This is a genomic window from Nocardioides sp. YIM B13467 (genome assembly GCF_042788075.1).
GTDB lineage: Bacteria > Actinomycetota > Actinomycetes > Propionibacteriales > Nocardioidaceae > Nocardioides.
The window spans coordinates 1,197,128-1,220,493 of record NZ_JBHZPJ010000046.1 but is presented as its reverse complement, the minus strand read 5'-3'; the positions used below and the strand labels follow the sequence as shown (position 1 = coordinate 1,220,493).

The following is a 23,366-nucleotide window of genomic DNA, read 5'->3' as shown; positions in this document are numbered from 1 at the left end:
CTGGATCATAGGGGGAAACGTGTGAACGGACCGCGAACATCGCGGCTCCGCCCGACGACACTGCGTCGAACCATCAATGAAGGAGTCCCATGGCCAGCCCAGCTCGACGACTCGCTCGCCAGCTGCTTCCCGAGCGCCTGCGTCAGAGCCTGACCGCTCGCGTCCCGTCCATCTCGGAGGGTGCGCCGCAGGACTCGAAGCCGGCGCCGATCTCCATCGAGGTCGAGCCGCTCGTCGTCGCCGCTGATCTCGAGGGTGCGGTCAACGCCGCCGGCGGCGGGTTCTACGAGCGCGCCTGGGCCCTCTTCCAGGGCGTCCCGGTCGAGGAGTGGGCCGCCAAGGCCGCAGACGAGTACGTCATGTCCGGCCTCCACGTCGACCCCGACGCGACCCGCGCGACGCTGCGCGAGCTCGCCGAGTCCGGCGCGTCGTACGTCTCGGGGCGCGCGTGGCTCGCGATGACCAGCCGCGTCTTCGGCTACGGCGACCAGGAGCTGGCACGCAGCCTCTACGCCCGCCTCGACGAGGCCGTCGGCGACGGCACCAACGGCGATACCAAGTGGACCGTCGAGAGCCGTGACTGGCTGCGCCCGTGGGTCGCTGCCGACAACGACGAGCCCGACGCCCCGGCCGCGCCGGAGGGCACCGTCTCCTACGCCGTCGTCGACTACGGCCACCCCGGCCGCTCCCGCGCCTCGGCCAACATCGGCGACCACGTCCAGACCGTCGCCTCGCTCGGTCACGTGGTGCGCCACAAGGACCTGGAGTTCACCGGCGAGTCCGAGCTCGACGACCTGGCCAACCGGCTGCGCGAGCGGGTCCGCCCCGAGCGCGTCCGCGAGGGCCTGTCCGCCAAGGTCCAGCTGATGACCCTCCAGCGCGACGCGTCGATGTACCAGCCCGTCCCGAAGGACACCTGGATGCTCGGCTTCGGGTGGTACATGCACCCGATCTTCGAGATGCGCTACGGGATGCCGTTCCACAAGAACCTGCGCCCGATCTTCGTCTCGTTCCACTGCAGCACCCGCGCCATGATGACCGACGAGACGATCGAGTACCTCAAGAAGTACGCCCCGATCGGCTGCCGCGACTGGACGACCGTCGACATCCTGCTCTCCGTCGGCGTGCCCGCCTTCTTCTCCGGCTGCCTCACCACCACGGTCTCGACCGTCTTCCCCGACGCCACCGAGCTGCCCGGCCCGGACGCGCCGGTCGGCTACGTCGACGTCTTCGACGGCTCCATCCCCGAGGGCGCCCCGACCTACGCCCAGGGTGGCCTCGACGAGGTCCGGTTCCGGCCGTTCGTGCAGAACATCGACGACGCGATCACGATGCTCGAGGGCTACCGCCGCGACCACCGCAAGCTGGTCACCAGCCGCCTGCACTGCTACCTGCCCGGTCGCAGCATCGGCATCGACATCGACTTCCGCCCGAAGAACCTCTCCGACCCGCGCTTCGCCGGTCTCAACCCGCTCACCCCCGCCGAGTTCGACGGCATCCGGGAGAGCATGAACGACCGGCTCGAGACGATCCTCACCAAGATCTTCTCCGGCGCCAGCGTCGAGGAGGTCTACACGCAGTGGCGCGAGATGAACGCCGCCGAGGTCGAGATCGCCCGTGAGCGCCGGGCCGGCGCCCGCAAGGTGGGCGAGCTGGTCAGCTCGATCGCCGATGACGTACGCAGCAACCCGGTCAGCACCCTGGAGCAGGTCCCGGCCGACGCGATCCACGTCGCCGTCTCGGCCCGCCCGAAGCAGCGCCCGAAGCTGCGCCGGCTGATCAAGTCCATCGCCGCCTACTCGTCCCGTCCGGTTCACCTGTGGGTCCAGACCGGTGGCACCGACCTGCGGCTCGACGAGCTCGCCCGGCCGGGGATCACGCTCAGCGCGCTGGACGTGTCCGGCTTCGACGGCATCAAGCAGCCCGACGGCAGCACGCTCCCGATCGGCCAGGTCGAGCGGCTCGTGGTCGCCGACCTGCTCCCCGACGTCGACAAGCTCGTCATCCTCCCGGTCTCCGCCGTGCTGACCGAGGACATCGCCGGGCTCGCCGACACCGACCTGGAGGGCAACCTGGTGGCTGCCGCCGACGTCGTCGGCACGCGCGCGGTCAGCGGTTTCCAGCAGATCCACGCCGCCGCCAACAAGCAGGCCGAGCGCACCACCGAGGCGGCCGAGCTGCGTCGGGACGGCCACCAGCGGCACGCCTTCGACTTCGACGCCTTCGACATCGACGTGCTCGTGCTCGACGCCGCTCAGTGGCGCGCTCAGGACCTGCTCACCTCGCTGACGCCCTATGTCGAGACGTACGGGATGACCTACCGCAACGTGCTCCTCCTCGAGGTCGGCCCGCACCGCGTGGTCCTGCCGGAGCGCTGGAACGCGATCCCCGGCAAGACCTCGGTGGCCAAACCGGCTCTCGCCCGGCTGCCGTGATCCTGGCCTGAGGCCGTAGAAAGCAGCGATGGCGCGCCCCGCGAGGGGACGCGCCATCGCTGCTTCTGTGACCGTCAGGGCTTGTCGAAGCTGGGCTTGTCGAAGCTGGGCTTGTCGAAGAAGGCCTCGACGACCCGCTCGGTCGCCTTGCCGTCCTGGGTGTACTGGTACTTGGCGTTGAACTCGGCGATCCGGTCGCGGTGCTCGGCCTCGAGCCGGTCCAGGTCGGACAGGGCCGCGACGACCTCCTCGGCGGTGTCGAGCATCGGGCCGGGGGCGGTGTCGGCGTAGTCGTAGAGGAAGCCGCGGATGCCGCCGGTGTAGTCGGACAGGTCGGGCACCAGGAACACCATCGGCCGCCCGGTGAGGGCGAAGTCGAAGCGCAGGCTGGAGTAGTCGAGCACCGCCGCGTCGGAGGCCAGGATCAGGTCGTTGATCTCCGGATAGTCGGTGACGTCGATGATCCGGGCGGTGCGCTCGCTGCGCTCGCTCCCCTTGGAGTTGAACCGGTGACCGCGCAGCAGGATGACGTACTCGTCGCCCAGGGCCTCGCTGGCCGCGACCACGTCGAGGTGCTCGACCATCTTCGCCGAGCGGTAGTTGAGCGCCAGGTGGTCCCGCCAGGTCGGTGCGTAGAGGACCACCTTCTGGTCGGAGCCGATGCCGAGCAGGTTGCGCGTACGCTCGCGGTCCTCCGCCGCCGACGGGAGGACCAGCGCGTCATCGCGCGGGTAGCCCTCGCTGTGGATCGGGCCGTCGTAGGCGTACTCCTCGCGGTAGTAGCGGTCCATCTCCGGCGTCGGGGTCAGGATCAGGTCCCAGCCGGCGGTCGTACGGTCGAGCTCGGCCTCGCAGCGCAGCGGCGAGAACATCTTCGCCCGCCACATCCGCAGGCCCATCGACTTGGCGGGGTAGCCGTGGAAGGTCTGCAGGAACCGCTGCCCCTCCCGCTTGTGCCACCAGCGGTCGAAGTCGATGTTCTGGACGAGGTACTTCGCGGTGCCGATGACCCGGTACCACTCCGGGCTCTGCAGCACGACCGGGATGCCGCCCTCGGGGACCCGGGAGGCGTGGTCGGCGACGCCCCAGTAGAGGGTGAGGTCGGGCCGGGTGCGACGCAGGTGCTCGTGGATCGCGAGCTGGGAGTCGGTGGCGGTCGAGCCGGCGTAGGTCGAGAGATAGACCGCGGACTCGTCGAGCGGCTCCTCGGCCGCCAGGACGCGCTCGCGGGCGAGATTGTGGGCGTAGCTGCCGGCGTGGTCGACGGGGATCGGCGGCTGCAGGGTGACTCCCGGGCCGTTGCCGTTGACCGGACGCAGCCGGACCTCGTCACTGGTCTGGAACTCGGCCTGGTGCTCGAGGAACGCGGTGGTGTGGCGTACGTTGCCGCTGCGCTTGGCTCCGCAGGTGAGCTGGAACTGGTAGACGCCGCTGGGCAGGACGGAATCGCCCAGGCCCCACTCGTCCCAGCGCAGCGTGAAGACGACCTCGAACTCGGCGGCGGTGGTGTCGATCTTGACGGTCTCGCTGTGGCGCGATCCGGAGAGTGTCAGCCGGGCATGCTTCGGGATCGAGCTGAGCCACTCGCCCCACACCGTGATCTGGCCGTCGCCGAGCTCGACGCGGTCGATCGCGACGGTGTCGGCCACCTCGATGATCTGGGCGTAGCCCCGGCCGTCTCGCGAAGCCAGCACGCTGCCGCCGCGTTCGCCGGTCCACGGCGAACCGATCGGGTCGGTCCAAACGATCCGGCCAGAGGTCCCGTCCTGGAGAGTGTCCAGCCGCCAGGCGGCCGGCACCCCGGGCTCGACGGCACCGTGGGCGGGGAGGCTGAGGGTGACCTTGCCGTCCTTGACGGGCGCCTCGATGCGTACGCCGCCACCGATCGCCCGCACGGCCTGCGGCAGCTCGCCGGCGAGGGTCAGGGAGACGGTGCGGCCGTCGACCTCCGCCTTCTCGAGGGAGGTCGTCGTCGTCGGGACGGCGCGGAAGCTGAGCTGATCGAGGTAGCGCTCGCAACCCACCGACAGGCCGGTGGAGGTGTGGACCCGCGGCCGGTAGCGCGTCGCCAGGTTGCCCGCCGGGCCACGGGTGTCGATCTGTACCTCGCTGGTGGTGCGGACGACGCCGTCGACGCCGACGGTGACCTCGAGGTGCCAGCGCCCGGCGGTGAGCCGGGTGAGGTCGATCTCGGTGCGGCACCCGCCGGCGCGGTAGTCCTGATACTTGTGGCCGATGGTCATGTTGGCCTGCGCGTCGCGCCGCGGCGTCACGGTCAGGTCGATCGGGTCGGGCAGCGCCGTGTCAGGATCGCTCGCGACGCCGTCCTCGTCGTCGACGCTGACGAAGTCCGGCACCAGGCGTGCGGTGAAGAACGGGGTCGTCTCGGCGAGGTCGACGAGCTCGATCCGGGCCACCAGGTCCACCACGACCCGGTCGGAGTCGAGCGGACGTACGTCCCGCACGAGCACCCGAGCCGGCGTCTCGTGCTCGTTGAGCGTGGTCACGGCCTCGGGCAGGTCCGTGTCGGGGAAGATCCCGCGCACCTGGCCTCCGACGACCCGGGTGCGCAGGTTGCCTCGCTCGAACCAGCGCGACGCGACGAACGCGGTCAGGTCCTCGCGCTGGTCGGCGATGAGGTAGGTCAGCCGGGCCCGCACCTCGACCGGGAGCTTGAGCCACACCTCCGGAGAGACGTCGCGCTCGATCTCGACGACGAGGTCGCGCAGGGCGGTCCACTGCTCGGCGCTCATCCGCTCGACGTCACCGAGGATGGTGTTGGCGCGGCCGGCGAGCCCACCGAGCGCCCAGTGGTCGCGCAGGTCGGAGGCCAGCTCGCCGATCGCGACCCAGGTCGAGCGGGTCTGCGCGATCCACTCCTCCATCCCGAGGGTCTGGTCATGGAGCTGCTCGACCGGGGTGCCGTCGGCGCGGTCCATGTCGACGCACACCGGCGCCGTGACCACGTCGAAGCGGTTGGCCTTCAGGTAGCCGTCGAAGCCGACCGCGTCGGCACCCCCGCGGCCGCCGAAGCTGAAGCCGTGCCGGCGCCAGAACGAGGTGCGGAAGAGCCGGTTGCTCACCCCGACATCGCTCAGCGCCACCGGGAACTCGTCGAGGGTGAGGCCGGAGCGGTTCTCGGCGTGCACGAGGTCGTAGGCCGGCACCACCGGCGGGGAGAGCCGCTGGCGGCTCTCGATGCGACCGACCGCGAGATCGGACCCGCTCTCCTCCAGGGAGGTCACCAGCGTACGCATCGCGTTCTGGGTGAGGAGGTCGGCGGCGAGCAGGAAGCAGACGTAGGATCCGCGCGCCGCACGACCACCACGGTCGCGGGCCTCGGCCTGGGTCGCGGAGCTGTCCAGCAGCCGCAGGCGGTAGTCGTCGGGGAGGTCGGCGAGGATCTGGTCGCTCACCACGCTGGCCTCACCATAGGGCGCGATGAGGATCTCGAGGGTCGTGTGGGTCTGCTCGCGCACGGAGAGCAGCGACTCGGCCAGATACTGCTTGTCTTGGTCGGTCACCGTCACCACGACCGAGACGAGCGGGCCGCGCTCGTGGCCGAGAACGCGATGCCCGGCGTCACGAGCCAGTCGACGGACACCCTGAGGCATCCTTCGTTCGGCGCGACGCAAGACGTCGACGATTCCCTGACCCATGCACATTCCCTCTCGGTCCGAGGCGTCCTGGGTGACGCGCCCGCGAATCTGATCGAACTCAGAGGTTACAGGCGAACGAACGGTCTCCCGCACTCCGGCCGATACCCCTCGGGGAACCTTCGCGGTGGAGTGTGCCGATCGACACCACGATGTCGCCCGGCAGACGTACGGTGCTCACGGACACCGCCGCGCCAGGTCCGTCGCCCCCAGCAGGGTCGTCGGCCATCAGGCCCACGATGTCGGCGACGCCGCGTCCGGTGAGCTTCACGACGCACTCCGCCCGGGTCCATCGTTCCCAGAACCCGTCGGTGCCGAACCGCCTGGCGAGGGCCTCCGGAACCGTACGCTCCACCTCGGCGTCGACCGCCACCGGGCCGTCGTAGGAGCCCGCCCAGGCGACCACCCGGCCGTCGTGGAGGTGGCTGCGGGCGCGATAGCCGGCGAGCTCGGCATCGCTGCCGACGCGGAGCCGGTCACGGGACATCAGATCGAGCCGCCACCGTCGATGACGATCGCCTGGCCGTTGATGTTGGTCTGCTCGAGCAGCAACATCCGCACGGTCGGCACGACGTCCTCGGGGGTGGTCATCGCACCCGAGGGTGTGCGGCGCGCGATCGACTCGAGCTGGTTCGCACCGAGCACCGCGGACATCTCGGAGGCGAAGAACCCGGGAGCGACCGAGTTGACCAGCAGCCGGCCACCGAGCTCACGGGCCAGCGAGCGGGTCGCCGCGTCGAGACCTCCCTTGGTGGCCGAGTAGGCCACCAGGCCCTGATAGCCGCGCTGGCCGCAGATCGAGGTCACGTTGACGACCCGGCCCTTCAGGCCCTTGCCGATCAGGCGCCGCAGCACGAACCGGGTCAGCACCAAGGGCGCGGTCAGGTTGGTCTCGATGATCTGCGCGATCCGGTCCGACGAGGTGTGCACGTGCAGCGAGTCCTGGCCGATCGCGGCGTTGTTGACCAGCCCGTCGATGACGCCGAGCGTCGCCTCGACCTCCTTGACGAACGCCTGGGCCGCCTTCTCGTCGGTCACGTCGACCGAGCCGAAGTGGGTGTCCTCGGGGTACTTCGAGGCCAGCGCCTCGAGCTCGGGGGTCACCGTGCGCGCGAAGGCGGCGACCTTCACGCCACGTTCGAGCAGGTCCGTAACGATGGCGAGACCGAGGCCGCGCGAAGCGCCGGAGACCAGCGCCACGGATACGGGCGGGACAGCGCTGATCGCCTCGGGCTTCGCTTCGGCAGTTTGGAAATCAGACATCGCTCTTCAGCGTCTCCTTGGCCGGGATATCGGCAAGCATCTTGATGCGCCGCGGCACGGCGTACTCGGGCAGTCGCTCGGCGGCCCAACGGGTCAGGTCGTCGGCGGTCACGCCCGAGTCCTGGTCGGCGACCACGTCGGCGACGACCATGGTGCCGACCAGCGGCGCCTTCCGGCCGCGCACGGCCGCCCACGCGATCGCGGGATGGGACTGCAGCAGGTCTCGTACGGCACCGGCCGAGACCTTGGAGCCGCCGACGTTGAGCTCGTCGCGGTCCAGGCGACCGGTGACCAGGACCCGGCCGTCCTCGATACGGACGGCATCGCCGGTGCGAACCGCCCCGGCCAGCTCCGCGCCCGAGGCGTCGGTGCCGTGGTGCGGCGAGGTGATCACCAGCTCGCCGTCGGCCACCGACAGCCGCGGGCGACCGGGGAGGTCGCGGTCCAGCCACTCGGTCGGGAAGCCCGCGCGACCGTCGTGGACGACGATCGAGGCACCGACCTCGGAGGAGGCGTAGATCCAGGACACGCGCGCGTCCGGGAAGGCCTCGCCGAGCTGCGACAGCACCGCCTGGTCGACCGGCTCGCCACCGAGCGTGACCTGCTCGAGCGGCAGCTTCTGCAGCTCGGCGCCGTGGCGCATCAGCGTACGTCGCCAGAACGTCGGGGTCCCGGACACGGCGGTCACGCCGTGCTCGAGCGCCGGCGCCACCCAGTCGTCCAGGTCGGCCGGGTCGACGAGGACCAGGTCCTGACCGGGCACGCCCAGCCCGAGGGTGATCACCTGCCACCACGCGTAGGTGCCGGGCGAGTAGGGGCACAGCCAGGTGCGCGGCGCCAGCTCGCCGGTCACCGTCGAGAGCGACTCCAGGGTGTGGCCGACCCGCTTGGGCCGGCCGGTCGACCCGGAGGTGAGCAACCAGACCCGGCCGTCCTCGGCAGCACGGCGGCTGGTGGCCTCCTGCACGCCGCCGGACGGCTCGACGAGGTCGAACCCGGCTCCACGCAGCTCGGTCGCGAGGGCCTCGTCGAGACGTCCGGCGGCGACGACGAGCAGCTCGCCGCCGTCCTTCAGGCCGGCGACCGCCGGCAGCGCATCGACGCTGTGCTCCACCACGTGGGCCGTCGGCGCCGGCCGCGAGGCGTGCTGCTGGACGAGCTCACCCCAGGTCGCTCGCCTCCCCGTCCGGGCGTCGACGACGAGGTTGTCGGCGATCACTGCCCCTGGATCTCCACGAGCAGGTCGAGCACGTCTCCGATCGTCTCGATCGAGCGAAGCCCGGCCGCCTCGAAGTTGAGCTCGTCGCCGATCTCGTCCTCGACCCGGAGCGCGAGCTCGGAGAAGTCGAGAGAACGGAAGCCGATGTCGGCCAGCTTCGCGGTGTCGTCAGCAGGCAGGGTCTTCCCCTGCACGGCCAGCACCTCGCCCATGAGCTTGCGGACCGCCGGTCGGTCAAGAGTCTCCATGGCCTCGGACCATATAACGTGAGCGCGCATCCCATGACGTCTGAGGAGACCGATGTTACGACGGGCGACCGCCGACGACCTGCCGAGCATGCTCGCCTGGCGCAACCAGGACGCCAACCGGTCGGTGAGCATCAACCAGCACCTGATCACCGCCGAGGAGCACGCCGCCTGGTGGTCCCGGGTCAGCCAGGACGCGACCCGGCGGGTGCTCATGTTCGAGTACGCCGGCCGTCCGCTCGGCGTGGTGGCCTTCTTCGACCACGATCCCGTCGCCAGGTCGGCCTCCTGGGGATTCTTTCTCGACCATGACGGCACCACCGCCGACGGCACCGCGCTGCTGGCGTGGACCAAGGTGATGCGCGAGGCCGTGGCGTACGCCTTCGCGCCCGAGCCCGACGGACTCGACATCGACCTCCTCGAGGGCGAGGTGCTCCCCCACAACGAATCCGTACGCGCCATGAACCGCCGGCTCGGGTTCACCGAGGGCGAGCCCTATGAGCAGACCACTGACGACGGCGTGGTGACCGCCATCCCGGTCAGCCTGCACCGCGACGACCGACCGACCCGACGTTCCGCCAAGGAGCAGTGATGACCCACCACGAGATCACCGTCGGGGACCGCACGATCGGTCCCGGCCACGAGCCGTTCGTGATCGCGGAGATGTCCGGCAACCACGGCGGTGACCTGGAGCGGGCGCTCGACATCGTGCGCGCAGCGGGCGAGGCCGGCGCGCACGCGCTCAAGATCCAGACCTACACCGCCGACACCATCACCCTGGACGTCGACACCCCCGCCTTCCGGCTCTCCACGGACCACCCGCTGTGGCCCAACCGCCGCCTCCACGAGCTCTACGAGGAGGCGCACACGCCGTGGGAGTGGCACGAGCCGATCTTCTCCCTGGCCAGCGAGCTCGGGATGGTGCCGTTCAGCGCCGCGTTCGACCCGACCGCGGTCGACTTCCTGGTCGGGCTCGGGGTCCCGATGCTGAAGTCGGCCTCCTCCGAGATCACCGACCTTCCGCTGGTCCGCGCGATCGCCGAGGCCGGGCTGCCGATGATCATCTCCACCGGCACGGCGACGCTCGCCGAGATCGACGCGGCGGTGCGTACGGCACGAGCGACCGGCAACGACGACCTCGTCGTGCTGGCCTGCACCGCGTCCTACCCGGCTCCCCCGGAGGCCTCCAACCTCCGCGGGATCCCGGTGCTGCGCGACGGCCTCGACGTCGCCGTCGGCCTCTCCGACCACACGCTCGGCATCGGCGCCTCGGTCGCGGCCGTCGCGCTCGGCGCCTGCGTGATCGAGAAGCACATCACTCTCTCGCGCGCGGACGGTGCCGTCGACTCCGACTTCTCCCTGGAGCCCGACGAGTTCGCCTCGCTCGTCAGCGAGACGAGAATCGCCTGGCAGGCACTCGGCGAGGCCCGGATCGGCCCGAAGTCGGCCGAGCGCGAGGGCCTGCGGTTCCGTCGTTCGCTCTTCGTCACCCGCGACGTGCGCGCCGGGGAGAAGGTCGGACCGGACAACGTACGCTCCGTCCGCCCCGCCGACGGGCTGCCGCCGGGCGACGTGGACATCGTCTTCGGACGCACCTTCACCAAGGACACCCCGGCCGGCACACCGCTCAGCTGGGACCTGGTCTAGACCTGATCGCGGTCGAGGGCGAGGAGCGCGTCGGCGACGCGCGCCGGCCCTCGGCCGTCGACCATGGCCCAGCAGGCGGCGCGCAGCCTCTCCCGCAGACGTACGTCTCCCAGGAGGTCACGCATCCGGCCCACGGCATCCGCGGAGTCGCCGTCGAGCTCGGCCAGGGCGGCGATCCCGACGGCCAGCCGGTCCCGGTCCATCCGGACGTACGCGTCCTTCTGGTTGTCGGCGACGCACACGAACCCGACCGCCGCGCCGAGGCAGAAGAGCTCCCAGGCCGAGGTGCCGGCGGCGCTGAGCACCACGTCCGAGTCGGCGACGAGCTCGGCCAGGGTGTCGGTCGGCCCGATCACGTGGATGGCCTGGCCCGGCGCCGGCTCGATGCCGGCGATCTCCTCGGCCAGCTCCGGGGTGGCTGCGATGGCGGTCAGCTCCACGGCGATCCCCGCCCGCGCGACCAGGCGCGCGACTCGTGGTGAGACCCCGAAGGCGTCCGTTCCACCGAAGAACGCCAGCACTCGGAGGGGCGTGTGCTCGTCGGCGGCGGCCTTGGGCACGCTCGGGCGCTGCCGGACGATCTCACGTCGCTGCTGGGCGTAGTCGAGACCGCCGAGATGCCTGGATCCCTCGGGGAGTGCCCAGGTCGAGGCCTCCGCGCCGAGGTTCTGGTCCAGGTACAGGTCGGCGACCCGTCCGCGCGGGTCGCCGTCGGTGAGCGCCAGCAGCGGCCAGCGCTCCCTCAGGTCGGCGTAGACCGCGGCCGGGAGGAGATAGGAGTCCACGACCACCGACGACGGCTCGAGGCGGGCGAGGACGTCGCGGACGTCGCCCGGTCCCGGCGACGCGATCTCGATCCCCCGGCGCCGCACCTGCTCCGCTGCCCACGGCACCCGGTCCAGGTCGGCGACCATCACGACACGTACGCCTCGGGCGACGAGCTCCTCTCCGAGAGCAAGGCAGCGCATGACGTGCCCGATCCCGACATCGGGACCGGCATCGCACACCATGGCCACGCAAAGACCTTCGGCCTCGACCGATCCCACGGACATGTATGCGCAACCTCTCGGATTCGTCCGTTTCGGCGGACGGCACGGCATGTGTCACCTTTTGCGCGCCGTGTCGTTGGCGCACCAGTGAGGCCCAGAGTAGAGAGCATCCCTGTGACCGTGCCCAATTCGGACGTTCAAGAGTCCGACGCCCCGATCAACCATCCTCTCGATGGCGCCAGCATCCTGGTCACCGGCGGGACCGGATCGTTCGGGAAGGCGTTCATCCGCCATCTCCTGGACAACCTCAACCCGCGGCGCGTGATCGTCTTCTCGCGCGATGAGCTGAAGCAGTACGAGTGCCGCCAGCTGTTCGGCAACGACCCGCGGCTCCGCTGGTTCATCGGAGACATCCGCGACCGCGACCGCCTGCACCGGGCGCTCCACGGCGTCGACTACGTCGTCCACGCCGCTGCGCTCAAGCAGGTCGACACCGGGGAGTACAACCCCTTCGAGTTCATCAAGACCAACGTCCTGGGTTCGCAGAACGTCGTCGAGGCCTCCATCGACGCCGGCGTGAAGAAGGTCGTCGCCCTCTCGACGGACAAGGCCTCCTCGCCGATCAACCTCTACGGCGCGACCAAGCTGACGGCCGACAAGATCTTCATCCTCGGCAACAACTACGCCTCCTCCTACGAGACCCGGTTCTCCGTGGTGCGCTACGGCAACGTGACCGGCTCGCGCGGCTCGATCATCCCGAAGTGGAAGGCGATGGCCGAGCGCGGCGAGGCGCTCGGAATCACCGACATGCGCTGCACCCGGTTCCTGATCACGCTGCCGCAGGCGGTGCAGATGGTGCTCGACACCTTCGAGATCATGCAGGGTGGCGAGCTCCTCGTCCCCCACATCCCCTCCCACAAGGTCGTCGACCTGGCGGAGGCGGTCGCACCGGGGGCGAAGCTCGTCGACATCGGGCTCCGCCCAGGCGAGAAGCTCCACGAGGAGATGATCAGCCCCGAGGAGGGCCGCCGCGCGGTCAGCATCCGCGACGGGAAGTACTACGTGATCGAGCCGGAGAATCCGCAGTGGGGCTACAAGCCGATCATGGACGCCGTGCCGGTCCCCGACGGCTTCCACTGCGCCTCGGACAAGAACGACATCTGGTACGACGCCGAGGACCTCCGCAAGGTTCTGGAGTCGGGGATCTAGTGTCCCAATCCGAGAGTCCGTGCCGTAAGTCGTGCGATGCGTGCGTGCGTCGCAAGGCGGCGTCGCGACGGCATACCGGGCGTCTTCCGAGCGATGCCAACGCGGCGAGGTGCGTGCGCAGCGTGCGACTTACGGTGCGGAATGGAGGTGCGGGACACTAATGCTGCCCTACGGCCGCCAGTCGGTCTCCGAGGAGGACATCGAGGCAGTCACGGCGATCCTGCGTGGCGACTGGCTCACCACCGGGCCGACCGTCGCCGCGTTCGAGCAGGCGCTCTCCGACCTGGTCGGTGGGCACCGGGCGGTCTCGTGCACGTCCGGCACCGCTGCCCTCCACATCGCCTACGCCGCCGCCGGTGTGGGTGCCGGTGACGAGGTCGTCACCACGCCGATGACGTTCGTCGCGACCGCGTCGGGAGCCTCGCTGCTCGGCGCGAAGGTCGTCTTCGCCGACGTGGAGGAGGACACCGCCCTCCTCGACCCGGCCGCCGTCGACTCCCTCGTCACCGACCGCACCAAGGTGATCGCCGCCGTCGACTACGCGGGCCATCCGGCCGACTACGCCGCGCTCCAGCCCATCGCCGACCGGGTCGGCGCGCTCACCCTCGGGGACGCGGCCCATTCGATCGGTGGCTTCTCCGGCGGCCGCCCGGTCGGAGACCTGGCCGACCTGACCACGCTCTCGTTCTTCCCGACCAAGAACCTCACCACCGCCGAGGGCGGCGCTGTCGTCGCGAAGGACGCCGCCATCGCGCAGCGGGCCCACGAGTTCCACTTCGTGGGGCTGATGCGCGACGCCGACCGCTTCCGGATCAAGGACGAGGGACCGTGGCACCAGGAGGTCCACGAGTTCGGGCTCAACTACCGGCTCACCGACCTGCAGTGCGCCTTCGGGCTCTCCCAGCTCGCCCGGCTGGCCGGGTTCAAGCAGCGGCGCGCGGAGATCACCGCCCGCTACAACGCCGCGCTCGCCGACGTCGACGGGCTGCGGCTGCCCGTCCGGCGCGAGGGCGCCGACCCGGCGTGGCACCTCTATCCGGTGCGCATCCTCGAGGACCGTCGGCGCGAGGTGTTCGAGAAGATGCGGGCGGCCGGCATCGGCGTACAGGTCAACTACATCCCGGTCTACTGGCACCCGGTCTACGCGGACCTGGGCTACCAGCGCGGGATGTGCCCCAACGCGGAGGCGTTCTACGCCGAGGAGCTCTCCCTGCCGCTGTACCCCGACCTGACCGACGACCAGGTCGACCAGGTCGTCGAGACGCTGATCGGAACCCTGTGAAGACCGCGGTCATCACCCAGGCGCGCATGACCAGCACCCGCCTCCCCGGCAAGGTGCTTCGGGAGGCAGCCGGCATCACCATGCTCGAGCACCACCTCACCCGGCTCACCGCGGCCGGGCTCCCGGTGATCGTCGCGACGACGGCCAACATCGACGACGACCCGGTCGCCGTCCTGGCCGACAAGCTCGGCGCCGGGGTGGTCCGTGGCAGCGAGCCCGACGTGCTGTCGCGCTTCGCGCTGGCGGTGCGGGAGTTCGAGCCCGACGTCGTCGTCCGGGTGACCAGCGACTGCCCCCTGATCGACGGCGAGGTCGTACGCCGCGGCATCGACACCTGGGCCGCCGCCGGCGACCCCACGCTCTATGCCAGCAACGCCCTGGAGCGCACCTACCCACGAGGGCTCGACTTCGAGGTCTTCTCCGCGGCGGCGCTGCTGGAGGCCGACCGGCTCGCCACCGAGACGCCCCACCGCGAGCACGTCACCCCGTGGCTCTACACCGACGACACCCGGCCCAAGCTCAACCTGCCGTGGGAGCGGGATGCCTCGGCGTACCGGATCACCCTCGACACCCCCGAGGACCTGCGGCTCCTGCAGATCCTCATCGAGGACCACGACGCCCATCGTCTCGACACCAGTGGCCTCGTCTCCCTCTTGGAGACCCACCCCGAGCTGGTCGAGATCAACGCTCAGATCGAGCAGAAGAAGCTCGGCCAATAAGCCCCGGCGGGTAAGATCCGTGCCACGCGGGACGTCGCGCCGCGCTCCGTCCCAGCTGCGACATTTGGAGCGTTGAATGCAGAAGACTCTGATCGTCCATTCCGGCACTTTCAAGACCGGGAGCACGGCGATCCAGACCTTCCTTGCCCGCGCAAGCCGCGAGGGAAATCTCCCTCCCGAGGTCGCCTATCCGACGATCGGCCGAGGCACCCACAGCGTCCAGCACCAGAACCTCTACTCCCAGCTCCTCGGCGAGGTGCTCTTCACGCCCGCCCTCGGCACCTGGGAGCAGCTCGTCGAGTCGATCGCCTCGGGCAGCGCCGAGACCACGGTGATCTCGTGCGAGTCGTTCTCGCTGCTCAAGCCCGAGCACATCAGCGCGATCGGCGACTACGCGCGCCAGGCGGGCGCGAAGGTCCGCTGGGTCCACTACGTTCGCGATCAGGCCACGTTCTACAACGCCTTCTACGTCGAGCGGCTGATGGTGATGCGGCCCGAGCACGCCGAGCTGGTCGATCTCCCCTTCGAGGAGTTTCGCGAGTGGTCACCGCTCGACATGAGCTTCCTGCGCTACGGAGAGTTCGCGGACACCATCACCACGGCCATCCCGGACGTCGACCTGCGGCTTCGCCCATTCATCCGCAAGGAGCTGCGCCACGGGAACGCCGTCGCGGACTTCCTCAGCACGTGCGAGCTCCCGATCCAGGGCGAGGGGGCAGGGGCGAGCAACGTCGGATCCGGCTGGCGGACCGTCGAGACCGCGCGACACCTGGCTCCGATCGTGGCAGCGGCACCGATGCGTGGTCGCCTCCGAGGCGCCGACTCCTGGAAGGCCACCCGGCTGAAGTGGATCCAGATCCTCCGTGGTGAGTTCGTCACCAGGGCCACCCAGCTCGGTTGGAACGACACCAGCGCGGTCTACATGACCTCCGAGTTCCGCCAGGAGCTTCTCGACGACTATCGCGACGACAACCTCCTCATCGGCAAGCTCGGCGGCTTCTCCTTCACCGAGATGATCGAGCAGAGCAGCTTCCCCGAATACAACATCGGCGACTACGCCTCGATCCCCGGCGACGAGGTGATGGCGGTCGTGAAGCTGGTCATGCAGGGCCTGCACACGATGCCGGAGGAGATCCAGCAGGAGGTCGAGGACGCCCGCGCCCGGCGAAGGGAAGCGGAGGCCTCCCAGCGGGGCCGGCTCCGTCGTCTCCTGCGCCGTTGACCGGAGCGTGATCGGTCCGCGTGGTCAGCGCAGGTCGAACACGGAGTACAGCCCCTGCTTGAAGCGCGGCTGGCCGAGCTCACGACGCAGGCCGCGGAGGTCGGCGCGATAGCGACGATCGACGACGAGCCAGTCGACTCCGTGCTCGTCGCGCAGCGTGGCTAGCGTCGCCGGAGACGGGCGCGTGATCGCCGCATCGTTGGCCTCGAGCAGCTCTGGATCCCAGAACGGCAGGTAGGCCGAGTTGTTGAGATCCGTGGACGGCAGCCCGACCACGAGCGGGTCGATGTAGGCCCATCCCTCCACCAGGACCCGGCGCTCGGCGTACGCCGCGATCCAGAAGTTGCGGCGATCGCAGTCCGGCACGGGCAGCCCGATGCAATGGGCGTTCGTCGCGATCAGATCGTCGGTCTGCGAGTGCTCGCGGACGAACCGTGCGGCGGCGACTCCACCTGGGCCGATGATGTCCGTGTCAGCAGCCCGAGGAACCGCGGGCCCGACCGTCGCCAGAGCGATGGTCTGCGGCGCCCCGGCGAGCACGACCCCCAGCATCAACGCCACGACGGCCGGGAGTGCCGCGATCGTCGAGCGCCTGGCGTACACGAGCACGACGACGAGTGCGACAGCGAGCACCAGCAGCCCGATGACGAGCTGGGTCAGCAACGTCGGCGTGAAGGCCGAGCCGTTCGCCGGCATGTCGTCACCCACCAACAGCCGCGCGGCCACGACGGCTAGACAGCCGAGAGCGGCGCAGGCGACGATCCGGGCGCCGTCGCGCCACGACAGGTCGACGGGGAAGATGTCCGACAACGAGACGGCGAGGACCACGGCGAGGAACCCGCTGGCGCCCAGGAGGAAGTACGCCTGGCTCAGCGCCGGATGGCTCAGGACCATGAACGCGCCGGCACCAGCGGCCCAGGTGCCTGCCAGGAACACGAAGTCGGGCCGTCGCCAGCCGCCACGCACCACGGCCGCGACCACCGGTACGGCGACGAGGACGAACCCGACCGTGAACGAGACCCAGATCGACAACGGCGCGGAAGCGGGAAGGGTCTCCCCCTCCGGCAGCATCAAGATGCCCAGCCGTTGAACGGTGCTCCCGTTGAGATCGATCCCGGTTGCCCGGGTGCCGCCGCCGTAGAACAGCTGTTGTGCGACCAGGAAGACGGCGACAGCCGATCCGAGCAGGGCGCCGAGGGTGCGGACCATCGGCTTGCGACGCAGCACAGCCGAGATCACCAGAGCCAGGAACAGGCCGGCGATGATCGTCGGCAGGGCCGATGACTTCGCGCCGGCCACAGCGACCATGACGACCACCGTCAGCAACCACGGCCCCCAACGCCACTGCTCGCGCCGGATCATCTCGACCACCAACACCATCAGGACCATCTGGAGCGGCATCACGAGTGCGTGCGTCGGACTGTCGAACGCACGCGTCACGGAGTCGAAGGCCAGCTGCGCGGGGCTGACCAGGCTCGTCCAGCCGAAGAAGTCCGGCGTGGCCCCCATGGCGAGGACGAGCGCAGCGACGAACCCGGGCCACTTCCGTCCGGTGAGACGTGTGGCCGCTGCGTACGCTCCTCCGACTGTGAGCAGGACGAGCAGCGCGATCGACATGCTGCGCATGAGCACGATGAGCTCGATGTGGGTGACCGTCGCTGCCGACGCCAGGTGGACGTAGACCAGCCAGTGGTAGAAGAGCGGGGTGCCGTCCACCCACGGCATCTGGGCAGGGAAGTGGTGCAGCAGATCACCGGCGATCGCGAGGTGGAAGGGCTCGTCGACGTACGGCGCCCGCAAGGCGTCGACCGGCCTCTGAGTCCACACCTGGTTCGCAACCAGAAGAACCTGTACGCACGCCACCGCCGCACCGGCCCACGACCACACGCGCGCCCGTCCGATCACCACCGGACCGACCCGTCGGCGGCGCCAGAGAACCACCAGCGCGCCGACGAGCACCGCGACCGGATAGCCGTAGATCAGCTGGGTGAGATCGAACAGCCGCAAGAGCACGTAGAGCGGAGCCTCGAGGACGAGCCCGAGGATGGTGCCGAGAACCAGGTCGTTGCCGAGGCTCGGTCNTTTCGTCGCCCACAACTGCCATCTCGGCCGACGTAACTGCCGTTTCGGCCGGCGGGGGTGACGTCTCGGCGGGTCAGTTGCGGTGCGGGGCCTGGCTGAGTCGCCAGAAGGTGGTCGCGAGAAGGACGGCGGCGAGGGCGGCGTCGACGCTGAGTACGGCCCAGACGAGGCCTTCGACGGTGGTCTGCATCGCGCCGAGGGCGAGGGCGGCGGCAACGGCGATCCAGAGAAGGTACGCCGAGAGCCGGCTGCGCCGGGCCAGGACCGAGTAGACGAGCAGCTGAAGCACTGAGAGCACCATGCCGAGGATCGCGAAGACCCAGAGCAGGCCCTCGATCTCGGCGTAGTCGGGGCCGCCGATGAAGATCATCGCGAGCCACGACAGCAGCCAGGATCCGGCGATCGCACACGCGCCGAGCCCCCCGACGAGCGCCAGCGACTTGACCAGCGCGGAGCGGCGGCTGGCCTCGGCCGACATCGACGGGAAGGCGATGATCACCACGAACTGCGGTAGGAACAGCACCGCCTTGGTGAGGATCAGGCCACCTGCGTACAGGCCGGAGACGTGGTCGGTGAGCACGTTGCGCGCGATCAGGATGTCGACGTTGGAGAGCGCGAAGAAGCCCAGCAGTGCGAATGAGCCATGGAGCATCTCGACGACGACGGGCTTCACCGGACCGGGCTTCGCGTCGGTGTCGGCGCGACGTCGCAGCACCCACCATCCGACGAGCGCCGGTGCGAACTGGGCCAGCGCGACGCCGGCCATGGCGGCACCCTCGGTGGGGCGGATCCACATCGCGGCGGTGGTGACGATGACCCGGGGGATACCGAGAGCCAGGTAGACCATCGCCAGGGCGAGCCAACGGCGCTCGCCCTGCAGCACCCCGGCCTGACCGCCCATGATCGTCAGCGGTACGGCACACACCGCGACCAGCAGAGCGGGATAGATGGAGTCGAGCCGCAGCACCCGCCACACCAGCGGCGAGGCGGCAAGCATGACGATCCCGACGACGATGGCCGCGCGGTAGGTCGCTCGTAGCACCGTCCGCTCGATGACGCGCTCCTGGCCGGGCGTCTCGGTCACCCGTCGCGACGCCGTCGCCTGCATGCCGAGCTGGACCACGCCGACCACGAGGAGCAGCGACATCATCGACGCGACGCCGCCGTACTGGCCGGGGCCGAGGATCCGGGCGGCGATGATCTGGAAACCGTAGGTCGCGACGTTGGTGACCATGATGCAGACGGCGAGGAAGCCGCTGCTGCGGATGAGCGCGGACAGCCTGCGCCGGCGGGCGCTGGTCGGGCTGGCGGTCATCGTGGGCACTTGGAAAGCCTAGGGTGCGGCGGGTCACATGCCGGCACCGGCATCCGCCCAGGATCGGAACTCGATCACCACAACTGACGTCTCGTCCGACATAACTGACGTCTCGCGCGACCGGGGTGACTTCTCGGCGGGGCGGGCCTGGGGAGGGCTTAGGGTTGCCGCGTGATCGAACGGGCGGCCCCGACCCTGTGGGCGGGTGTGCTGGCGGTGCTGATGCTGGGGCCGGCGCTGGGGGCGGGGTTCGTGCTCAGCTACGACATGGTGTGGGTGCCGGATCTCGCGCTGACCCGGGATGTGCTCGGCCTGGGGTCGGGGCTGCCGCGGGCGGTGCCCTCGGACGCTGTGATCGCGGTGCTGGACGAGGTCGTGCCGGGCCTCTTGCTGCAGAAGCTCGTGCTGGTGGGAGCGCTTGTGCTCGCCGGGGCGGGTGCCGCGGAGCTGGTGCGTGAGCGCTCGCTCGCCGCGCGGCTGGCGGTGGTGAGCCTGACCGTGTGGAGCCCGTACGTCGCCGAGCGGCTGTGGATGGGCCACTGGCCGATGCTGCTGGCCTACGCCGCGGTGCCCTGGCTGGTGCTGGCCGGCCGGCGTCGGGCCGCGGCTGAGGCCGGTCGGGCCGAGCGCGGCCCGGTGTGGCTGCTCCCGGTCCTGCTCGTCGGGAGCCTGAGCGCCAGCGCGGGGATCGTGTCGGCCGCCGTACTGCTCGCAACCGGTCTGCGCCGGGGCCGGCGACCGGTGCTGCTGCTCGCGATGGTGGCCGCGGTCAACGCGCCCTGGGTGATCGCCGGCCTGACCCACGCGGGGGAGGCGGCGTCGGCGACCGGGTTCGAGGTCTTCGCGCTGCGCGGCGACGCCCTGCCCGCCCCGTTGGCAGCCCTGACACTCGGCGGGATCTGGAACACCTCGGTCGTCCCCGCGAGCCGCGAGAGCTGGCCGGCCTGGGTGGCCCTGGCGCTCCTGGTGGCGCTGATCGGTGCCGGACTCCGGCGGTGGTGGGTCTCCGACAGCCGACGGACCGCGATCCTGGCGCTGTGGGTGGCCGGGATGGCGATCGCCGTCGCCGGCTGGGCGGCGCCCGAAGCCCTCGACGACCTCGCCCAGGAGATCCCCGGTCTCGCGCTGATGCGGGACAGCAGCCGCCTGCTTCCGTTGTGTCTGCCGCTGCTCGTCTTGACCGTCGCGGCCGGGGTCGACGCGCTGCGCGACCGGCTTCGCGGGACCGCACCTCGATGGGCCGCAGCCGTCGCCCTCGTCCTCGCTCCGATCGCCGTGCTTCCCGACGCCGCATGGGGTCTCGCCGGAGGCATCGGCACCGCCGACTACCCGACGTCATGGCAGCAGGCCGGCGTGACGCTCGCCGAGGAGACGGCACCTGGTGACGTACTCGTCCTGCCCTGGTCCGCCTACCGAGCACCGGCGTGGAACGAACATCGTCCCGTCCTCGATCCGCTGCCGAGGATGCTGCCCAGCGCGAGCGTGATCAACGGCGACCTCGTCATCGGCCAGACCGAGATCGAAGGTGAGGACCCGCGCGCAACCGCCGCCGCCGAGGCCCTCGCCGCACCGGACCCGGATGCACGGGCGGCCGAGCTGAGCCGCCTCGGGATCGGGTACGTCATCACCGACCGCACCGCTGGAGACGCGCCGCAGATAGCGGGCGAGACGGTCCATGACAGCGGCGACCTGCTCCTGCAACGGCTGCCGGGGGAGGCGACCCCGCCGGCCGCCTACACCATCGGCCCGGTGACCCTGACGGCGGTGATCGTCGCGTGGGTGGCGTACGGCCTGGCCTGGCTCACAGCCACAACATCAACAGTTCTGCTACTGATCAGTATTGTTCGTCGGCCGGCTGCTAAAGTTCGCCGCTAGGAGAGGGAGGTCACATATCCATGGGCAACATCATTGCCATCGTCGCCAGCATTCTTGTCGGCGGCGGAGTCGCCGCAGCGACCATCGTCGGAGTCGTCACCAGCAGCACGGACAAAACCGTCGAGAATCCTCCGAGCGTCTCTGAGTCGACGGTTCAGTACGGCACCAACGACTGAGCTCGACAAATCGAGAAGAGGCCCGGCGGTGATCCGCCGGGCCTCTTCTCAATCTCTACGACAGTCTCTACGACAGTCCAGAGCCCTCAGTCCGCGCTGACCACGTGCCCCTGGAGCGCGGAGGCGAGCACGGCGTTGAAGTTGAGCTGGCTCTGCTCCCAGGTGTGCTTGCGCGCGTGCCACCGGGCGCCCTCGGCCAGCTCCTTGCGGCGGATCTCGTCGCCGAGCAGGTGGTCGAGCGCGGCCACGAAGCCGGCCTGGTCGTCGACCAGCACCCCGGACTCGCCGTCGTCGATCGACTCGGTCGTCCCGCCCGCGTCGCGGAAGGCGACGGTCGGGGTGCCGTGCTGGGCGGCCTCGGTGACGACCAGACCCCAGCCCTCCTTCAGCGACGGCAGCGCCATCAGCCAGGACCGCTCGTAGACCGACTCCTTGGTCTCCTCGTCGACATGCCCCAGCATCTCGACGAAGTCCCCGGCCCCGACCCGGGAGACGTACGCAGCCAGCTCGTCGGCCCACCAGCCGCCGCCCACGATGCTCAGCCTCAGGTCCGGGTAGGACGCCCGCAGCGCCACCGCCGCGTCGACGGCGAGCTCGACCCGCTTGTGCGGCACGAGCCGCCCGACGACACAGATGGAGGGGTGCTCGGTCTTCGCCGGCCGGTCGCTCAGCGCCGGCGCGGCGCCGTTGTGCACGACCGCGACCCGGGCGGGGTCGACGCCGAGCGTGGCCAGCTCGGCCCGGGTGGCGCGGGAGACCGCGACGTACTGCTTGTGGCGGTAGAGCCGCGGCGCGAGCCACGACTCGACCCACCAGCCGATCCGTCCGGACAGGCCGGGATAGACCACCGGCCACTGCTCGCGGTGGACGTGGTGGACGAGCACGGTGACCGGCGCCCTGGTGCCGAGCGGGCAGAAGAACGGCAGCCCGTTCTGCACGTCGATGACCGCGTCGACGCGGCCGATCGGGCCCAGCCGGCCCAGCGCCAGCAGCAGCACGCCCCACAGGTAGATGCTGAGCTTGCCGCCGCGGCGTACGTAGCGGATGCCGTCGCGCTCCTCCCGGGCACGCGCGCCTGGATAGGCGGCGGTGAACACGGTGACCCGTGCTCCCGCGCCCACCAGTCCGGCGGTGATCTGGTGGAGATAGTGCTCGGCTCCACCGGCTTCAGGGTTGTCTGTATCGCGCCAGCTGAAGACCGCCACATGGCGACCCTCCAGCTGCGCTCCCTCGTTGGCGCGCAAAACTCAGTTCTCCCCTGACTCGCAGTTTCCCCGCACTGAGCGCTCCCTCCCCAGGGGTCACGCAGTTACCGGAGAGTAGGACACTTCGTGACCAAATGCACACCCGTTGGGGTAATTCGGTTAGGGTTCCCGCCGTGCCGAACCTCCTCGACCCCCGGAGCGGGGACCAGATCGACGCCCCGGTCGGCAGCGGCTGGCGGGCGACGCTGCGGCGCTCCGTACGCCTCTTCAGCGACTTCCGCGTGGAGCAGACCGATCCCGCGCGCTTCTACACCGCGCTGGCGGCAGACTCGGTCGGCCAGCTCGCGCACCACACCGACGGTGAGACTCTTCAGGGCACCGTCCTGCTCGACGTGGGCGGCGGCCCAGGCTACTTCCGCGACGCCTTCATGAAGGCCGGCGCGACCTACCTCGCGCTCGACGCCGACGCCGGTGAGATGCAGGGTGCCGGGATCGTCGCCGAGGGCAGCATGCTGGGCGACGGGATGCGGCTGCCGGTCCGCACCGACTCGGTCGACGCCTGCTACTCCTCCAACGTGCTCGAGCACGTCCCGACACCGACAGCCATGCTCGACGAGATGCTCCGCGTCACCAGGCCCGGCGGCGTCGTCTTCTGCTCCTACACGCTGTGGTGGGGGCCCTGGGGCGGCCACGAGACCAGCCCGTGGCACCTGCTCGGCGGCCGGTNAGCTGCGGGGCCGACGTCTGTCTGCTGGACCGCCAGCAAAGTTGCAGATGGGAATCATTCTCATTTAAGGTTCGGCGTCACCTGACTGGAAGGCAGCAAA

At 70.1% G+C, this 23,366-nt stretch carries 18 protein-coding genes; 10 read left to right on the top strand and 8 right to left on the bottom strand.

From position 1 onward, the window contains the following. Window positions 1–89 precede the first annotated feature (89 nt). Window positions 90–2,435: a hypothetical protein gene (locus ACFX43_RS13085; RefSeq protein ID WP_378821797.1), complete on the top strand. Its 2,346-nt coding sequence runs from the start codon at window positions 90–92 to the stop codon at window positions 2,433–2,435. A gap of 74 nt (window positions 2,436–2,509) precedes the next feature. Here the strand turns inward: ACFX43_RS13085 and ACFX43_RS13080 are convergent, their stop codons facing one another. Genes ACFX43_RS13080 through ACFX43_RS13060 form a run of 5 tightly spaced genes read right to left on the bottom strand, consistent with a single transcriptional unit; the run spans window position 2,510 to window position 8,821 of the window. Next, a complete protein-coding gene (locus ACFX43_RS13080) occupies window positions 2,510–6,094 on the bottom strand; it encodes a CDP-glycerol glycerophosphotransferase family protein (RefSeq protein ID WP_378821789.1) in 3,585 nt (1,194 codons plus the stop codon). Between the two features lie 58 nt (window positions 6,095–6,152). Beyond that, window positions 6,153–6,578, bottom strand: a complete 426-nt coding sequence (locus tag ACFX43_RS13075; RefSeq protein WP_378821768.1) for a hypothetical protein — start codon at window positions 6,576–6,578, stop codon at window positions 6,153–6,155. Then, on the bottom strand, window positions 6,578–7,354 hold the full coding sequence (locus ACFX43_RS13070; RefSeq protein WP_378821747.1) for an SDR family NAD(P)-dependent oxidoreductase: 777 nt from the start codon (window positions 7,352–7,354) through the stop codon (window positions 6,578–6,580). Before ACFX43_RS13070 ends, ACFX43_RS13075 begins: the two co-directional genes overlap by 1 nt. Then, window positions 7,347–8,573: an AMP-binding protein gene (locus ACFX43_RS13065; RefSeq protein ID WP_378821724.1), complete on the bottom strand. Its 1,227-nt coding sequence runs from the start codon at window positions 8,571–8,573 to the stop codon at window positions 7,347–7,349. Before ACFX43_RS13065 ends, ACFX43_RS13070 begins: the two co-directional genes overlap by 8 nt. Beyond that, on the bottom strand, window positions 8,570–8,821 hold the full coding sequence (locus ACFX43_RS13060; protein ID WP_008354901.1) for a phosphopantetheine-binding protein: 252 nt from the start codon (window positions 8,819–8,821) through the stop codon (window positions 8,570–8,572). The genes ACFX43_RS13065 and ACFX43_RS13060 overlap by 4 nt, the downstream gene beginning before the upstream one ends. Window positions 8,822–8,873: 52 nt before the next feature. On the opposite strand from ACFX43_RS13060, the gene ACFX43_RS13055 reads away from it, so the two are divergent. Together ACFX43_RS13055 and pseI are read left to right on the top strand one after the other, a co-directional pair. Beyond that, complete coding sequence (locus ACFX43_RS13055) at window positions 8,874–9,410, top strand: GNAT family N-acetyltransferase (protein WP_378821713.1); 537 nt, start codon at window positions 8,874–8,876, stop codon at window positions 9,408–9,410. Continuing rightward, window positions 9,410–10,465: a pseudaminic acid synthase gene (gene pseI, locus ACFX43_RS13050; RefSeq protein WP_378821669.1), complete on the top strand. Its 1,056-nt coding sequence runs from the start codon at window positions 9,410–9,412 to the stop codon at window positions 10,463–10,465. Before ACFX43_RS13055 ends, pseI begins: the two co-directional genes overlap by 1 nt. On the opposite strand, the gene ACFX43_RS13045 is transcribed toward pseI, so the two are convergent. After that, window positions 10,462–11,517 (bottom strand): PseG/SpsG family protein, encoded by a 1,056-nt coding sequence (locus tag ACFX43_RS13045; RefSeq protein ID WP_378821606.1) that lies wholly within the window; start codon window positions 11,515–11,517, stop codon window positions 10,462–10,464. The two genes, pseI and ACFX43_RS13045, sit on opposite strands and share 4 nt — an antisense overlap. A 111-nt stretch (window positions 11,518–11,628) precedes the next feature. Here ACFX43_RS13045 and pseB point away from each other — a divergent pair, with 111 nt between their 5' ends. From pseB to ACFX43_RS13025, 4 genes are all read left to right on the top strand, one after another. Next, window positions 11,629–12,663 (top strand): UDP-N-acetylglucosamine 4,6-dehydratase (inverting), encoded by a 1,035-nt coding sequence (gene pseB, locus ACFX43_RS13040; RefSeq protein ID WP_378821603.1) that lies wholly within the window; start codon window positions 11,629–11,631, stop codon window positions 12,661–12,663. A 160-nt stretch (window positions 12,664–12,823) separates the two neighbouring features. Beyond that, entirely contained in the window at window positions 12,824–13,945 is a 1,122-nt protein-coding gene (locus tag ACFX43_RS13035; protein ID WP_378821599.1) for a DegT/DnrJ/EryC1/StrS family aminotransferase, read from the top strand. Next, window positions 13,942–14,664: a cytidylyltransferase domain-containing protein gene (locus ACFX43_RS13030; protein WP_378821595.1), complete on the top strand. Its 723-nt coding sequence runs from the start codon at window positions 13,942–13,944 to the stop codon at window positions 14,662–14,664. Before ACFX43_RS13035 ends, ACFX43_RS13030 begins: the two co-directional genes overlap by 4 nt. Before the next feature lie 76 nt (window positions 14,665–14,740). Further along, window positions 14,741–15,886 carry a hypothetical protein gene (locus tag ACFX43_RS13025; protein ID WP_378821590.1) on the top strand — a complete coding sequence of 382 codons (1,146 nt, stop codon included), beginning with the start codon at window positions 14,741–14,743 and terminating at the stop codon, window positions 15,884–15,886. A gap of 2,155 nt (window positions 15,887–18,041) precedes the next feature. Here ACFX43_RS13025 and ACFX43_RS13020 read toward each other — a convergent pair. Then, window positions 18,042–19,283: a lipopolysaccharide biosynthesis protein gene (locus ACFX43_RS13020; RefSeq protein ID WP_378840863.1), complete on the bottom strand. Its 1,242-nt coding sequence runs from the start codon at window positions 19,281–19,283 to the stop codon at window positions 18,042–18,044. 171 nt (window positions 19,284–19,454) lie between these two features. Here ACFX43_RS13020 and ACFX43_RS13015 point away from each other — a divergent pair, with 171 nt between their 5' ends. Together ACFX43_RS13015 and ACFX43_RS13010 are read left to right on the top strand one after the other, a co-directional pair. Further along, window positions 19,455–21,158 carry a hypothetical protein gene (locus ACFX43_RS13015; protein ID WP_378821586.1) on the top strand — a complete coding sequence of 568 codons (1,704 nt, stop codon included), beginning with the start codon at window positions 19,455–19,457 and terminating at the stop codon, window positions 21,156–21,158. A gap of 20 nt (window positions 21,159–21,178) precedes the next feature. Then, entirely contained in the window at window positions 21,179–21,334 is a 156-nt protein-coding gene (locus ACFX43_RS13010) for a hypothetical protein (RefSeq protein ID WP_328531482.1), read from the top strand. Between the two features lie 86 nt (window positions 21,335–21,420). On the opposite strand, the gene ACFX43_RS13005 is transcribed toward ACFX43_RS13010, so the two are convergent. Then, window positions 21,421–22,578 (bottom strand): glycosyltransferase family 4 protein, encoded by a 1,158-nt coding sequence (locus ACFX43_RS13005; protein WP_355018316.1) that lies wholly within the window; start codon window positions 22,576–22,578, stop codon window positions 21,421–21,423. Window positions 22,579–22,712: 134 nt separating this feature from the next. Between ACFX43_RS13005 and ACFX43_RS13000 the strand changes: the two genes are divergently transcribed. Further along, window positions 22,713–23,351 (top strand): class I SAM-dependent methyltransferase, encoded by a 639-nt coding sequence (locus ACFX43_RS13000; RefSeq protein ID WP_378821558.1) that lies wholly within the window; start codon window positions 22,713–22,715, stop codon window positions 23,349–23,351. Window positions 23,352–23,366 lie beyond the last annotated feature (15 nt).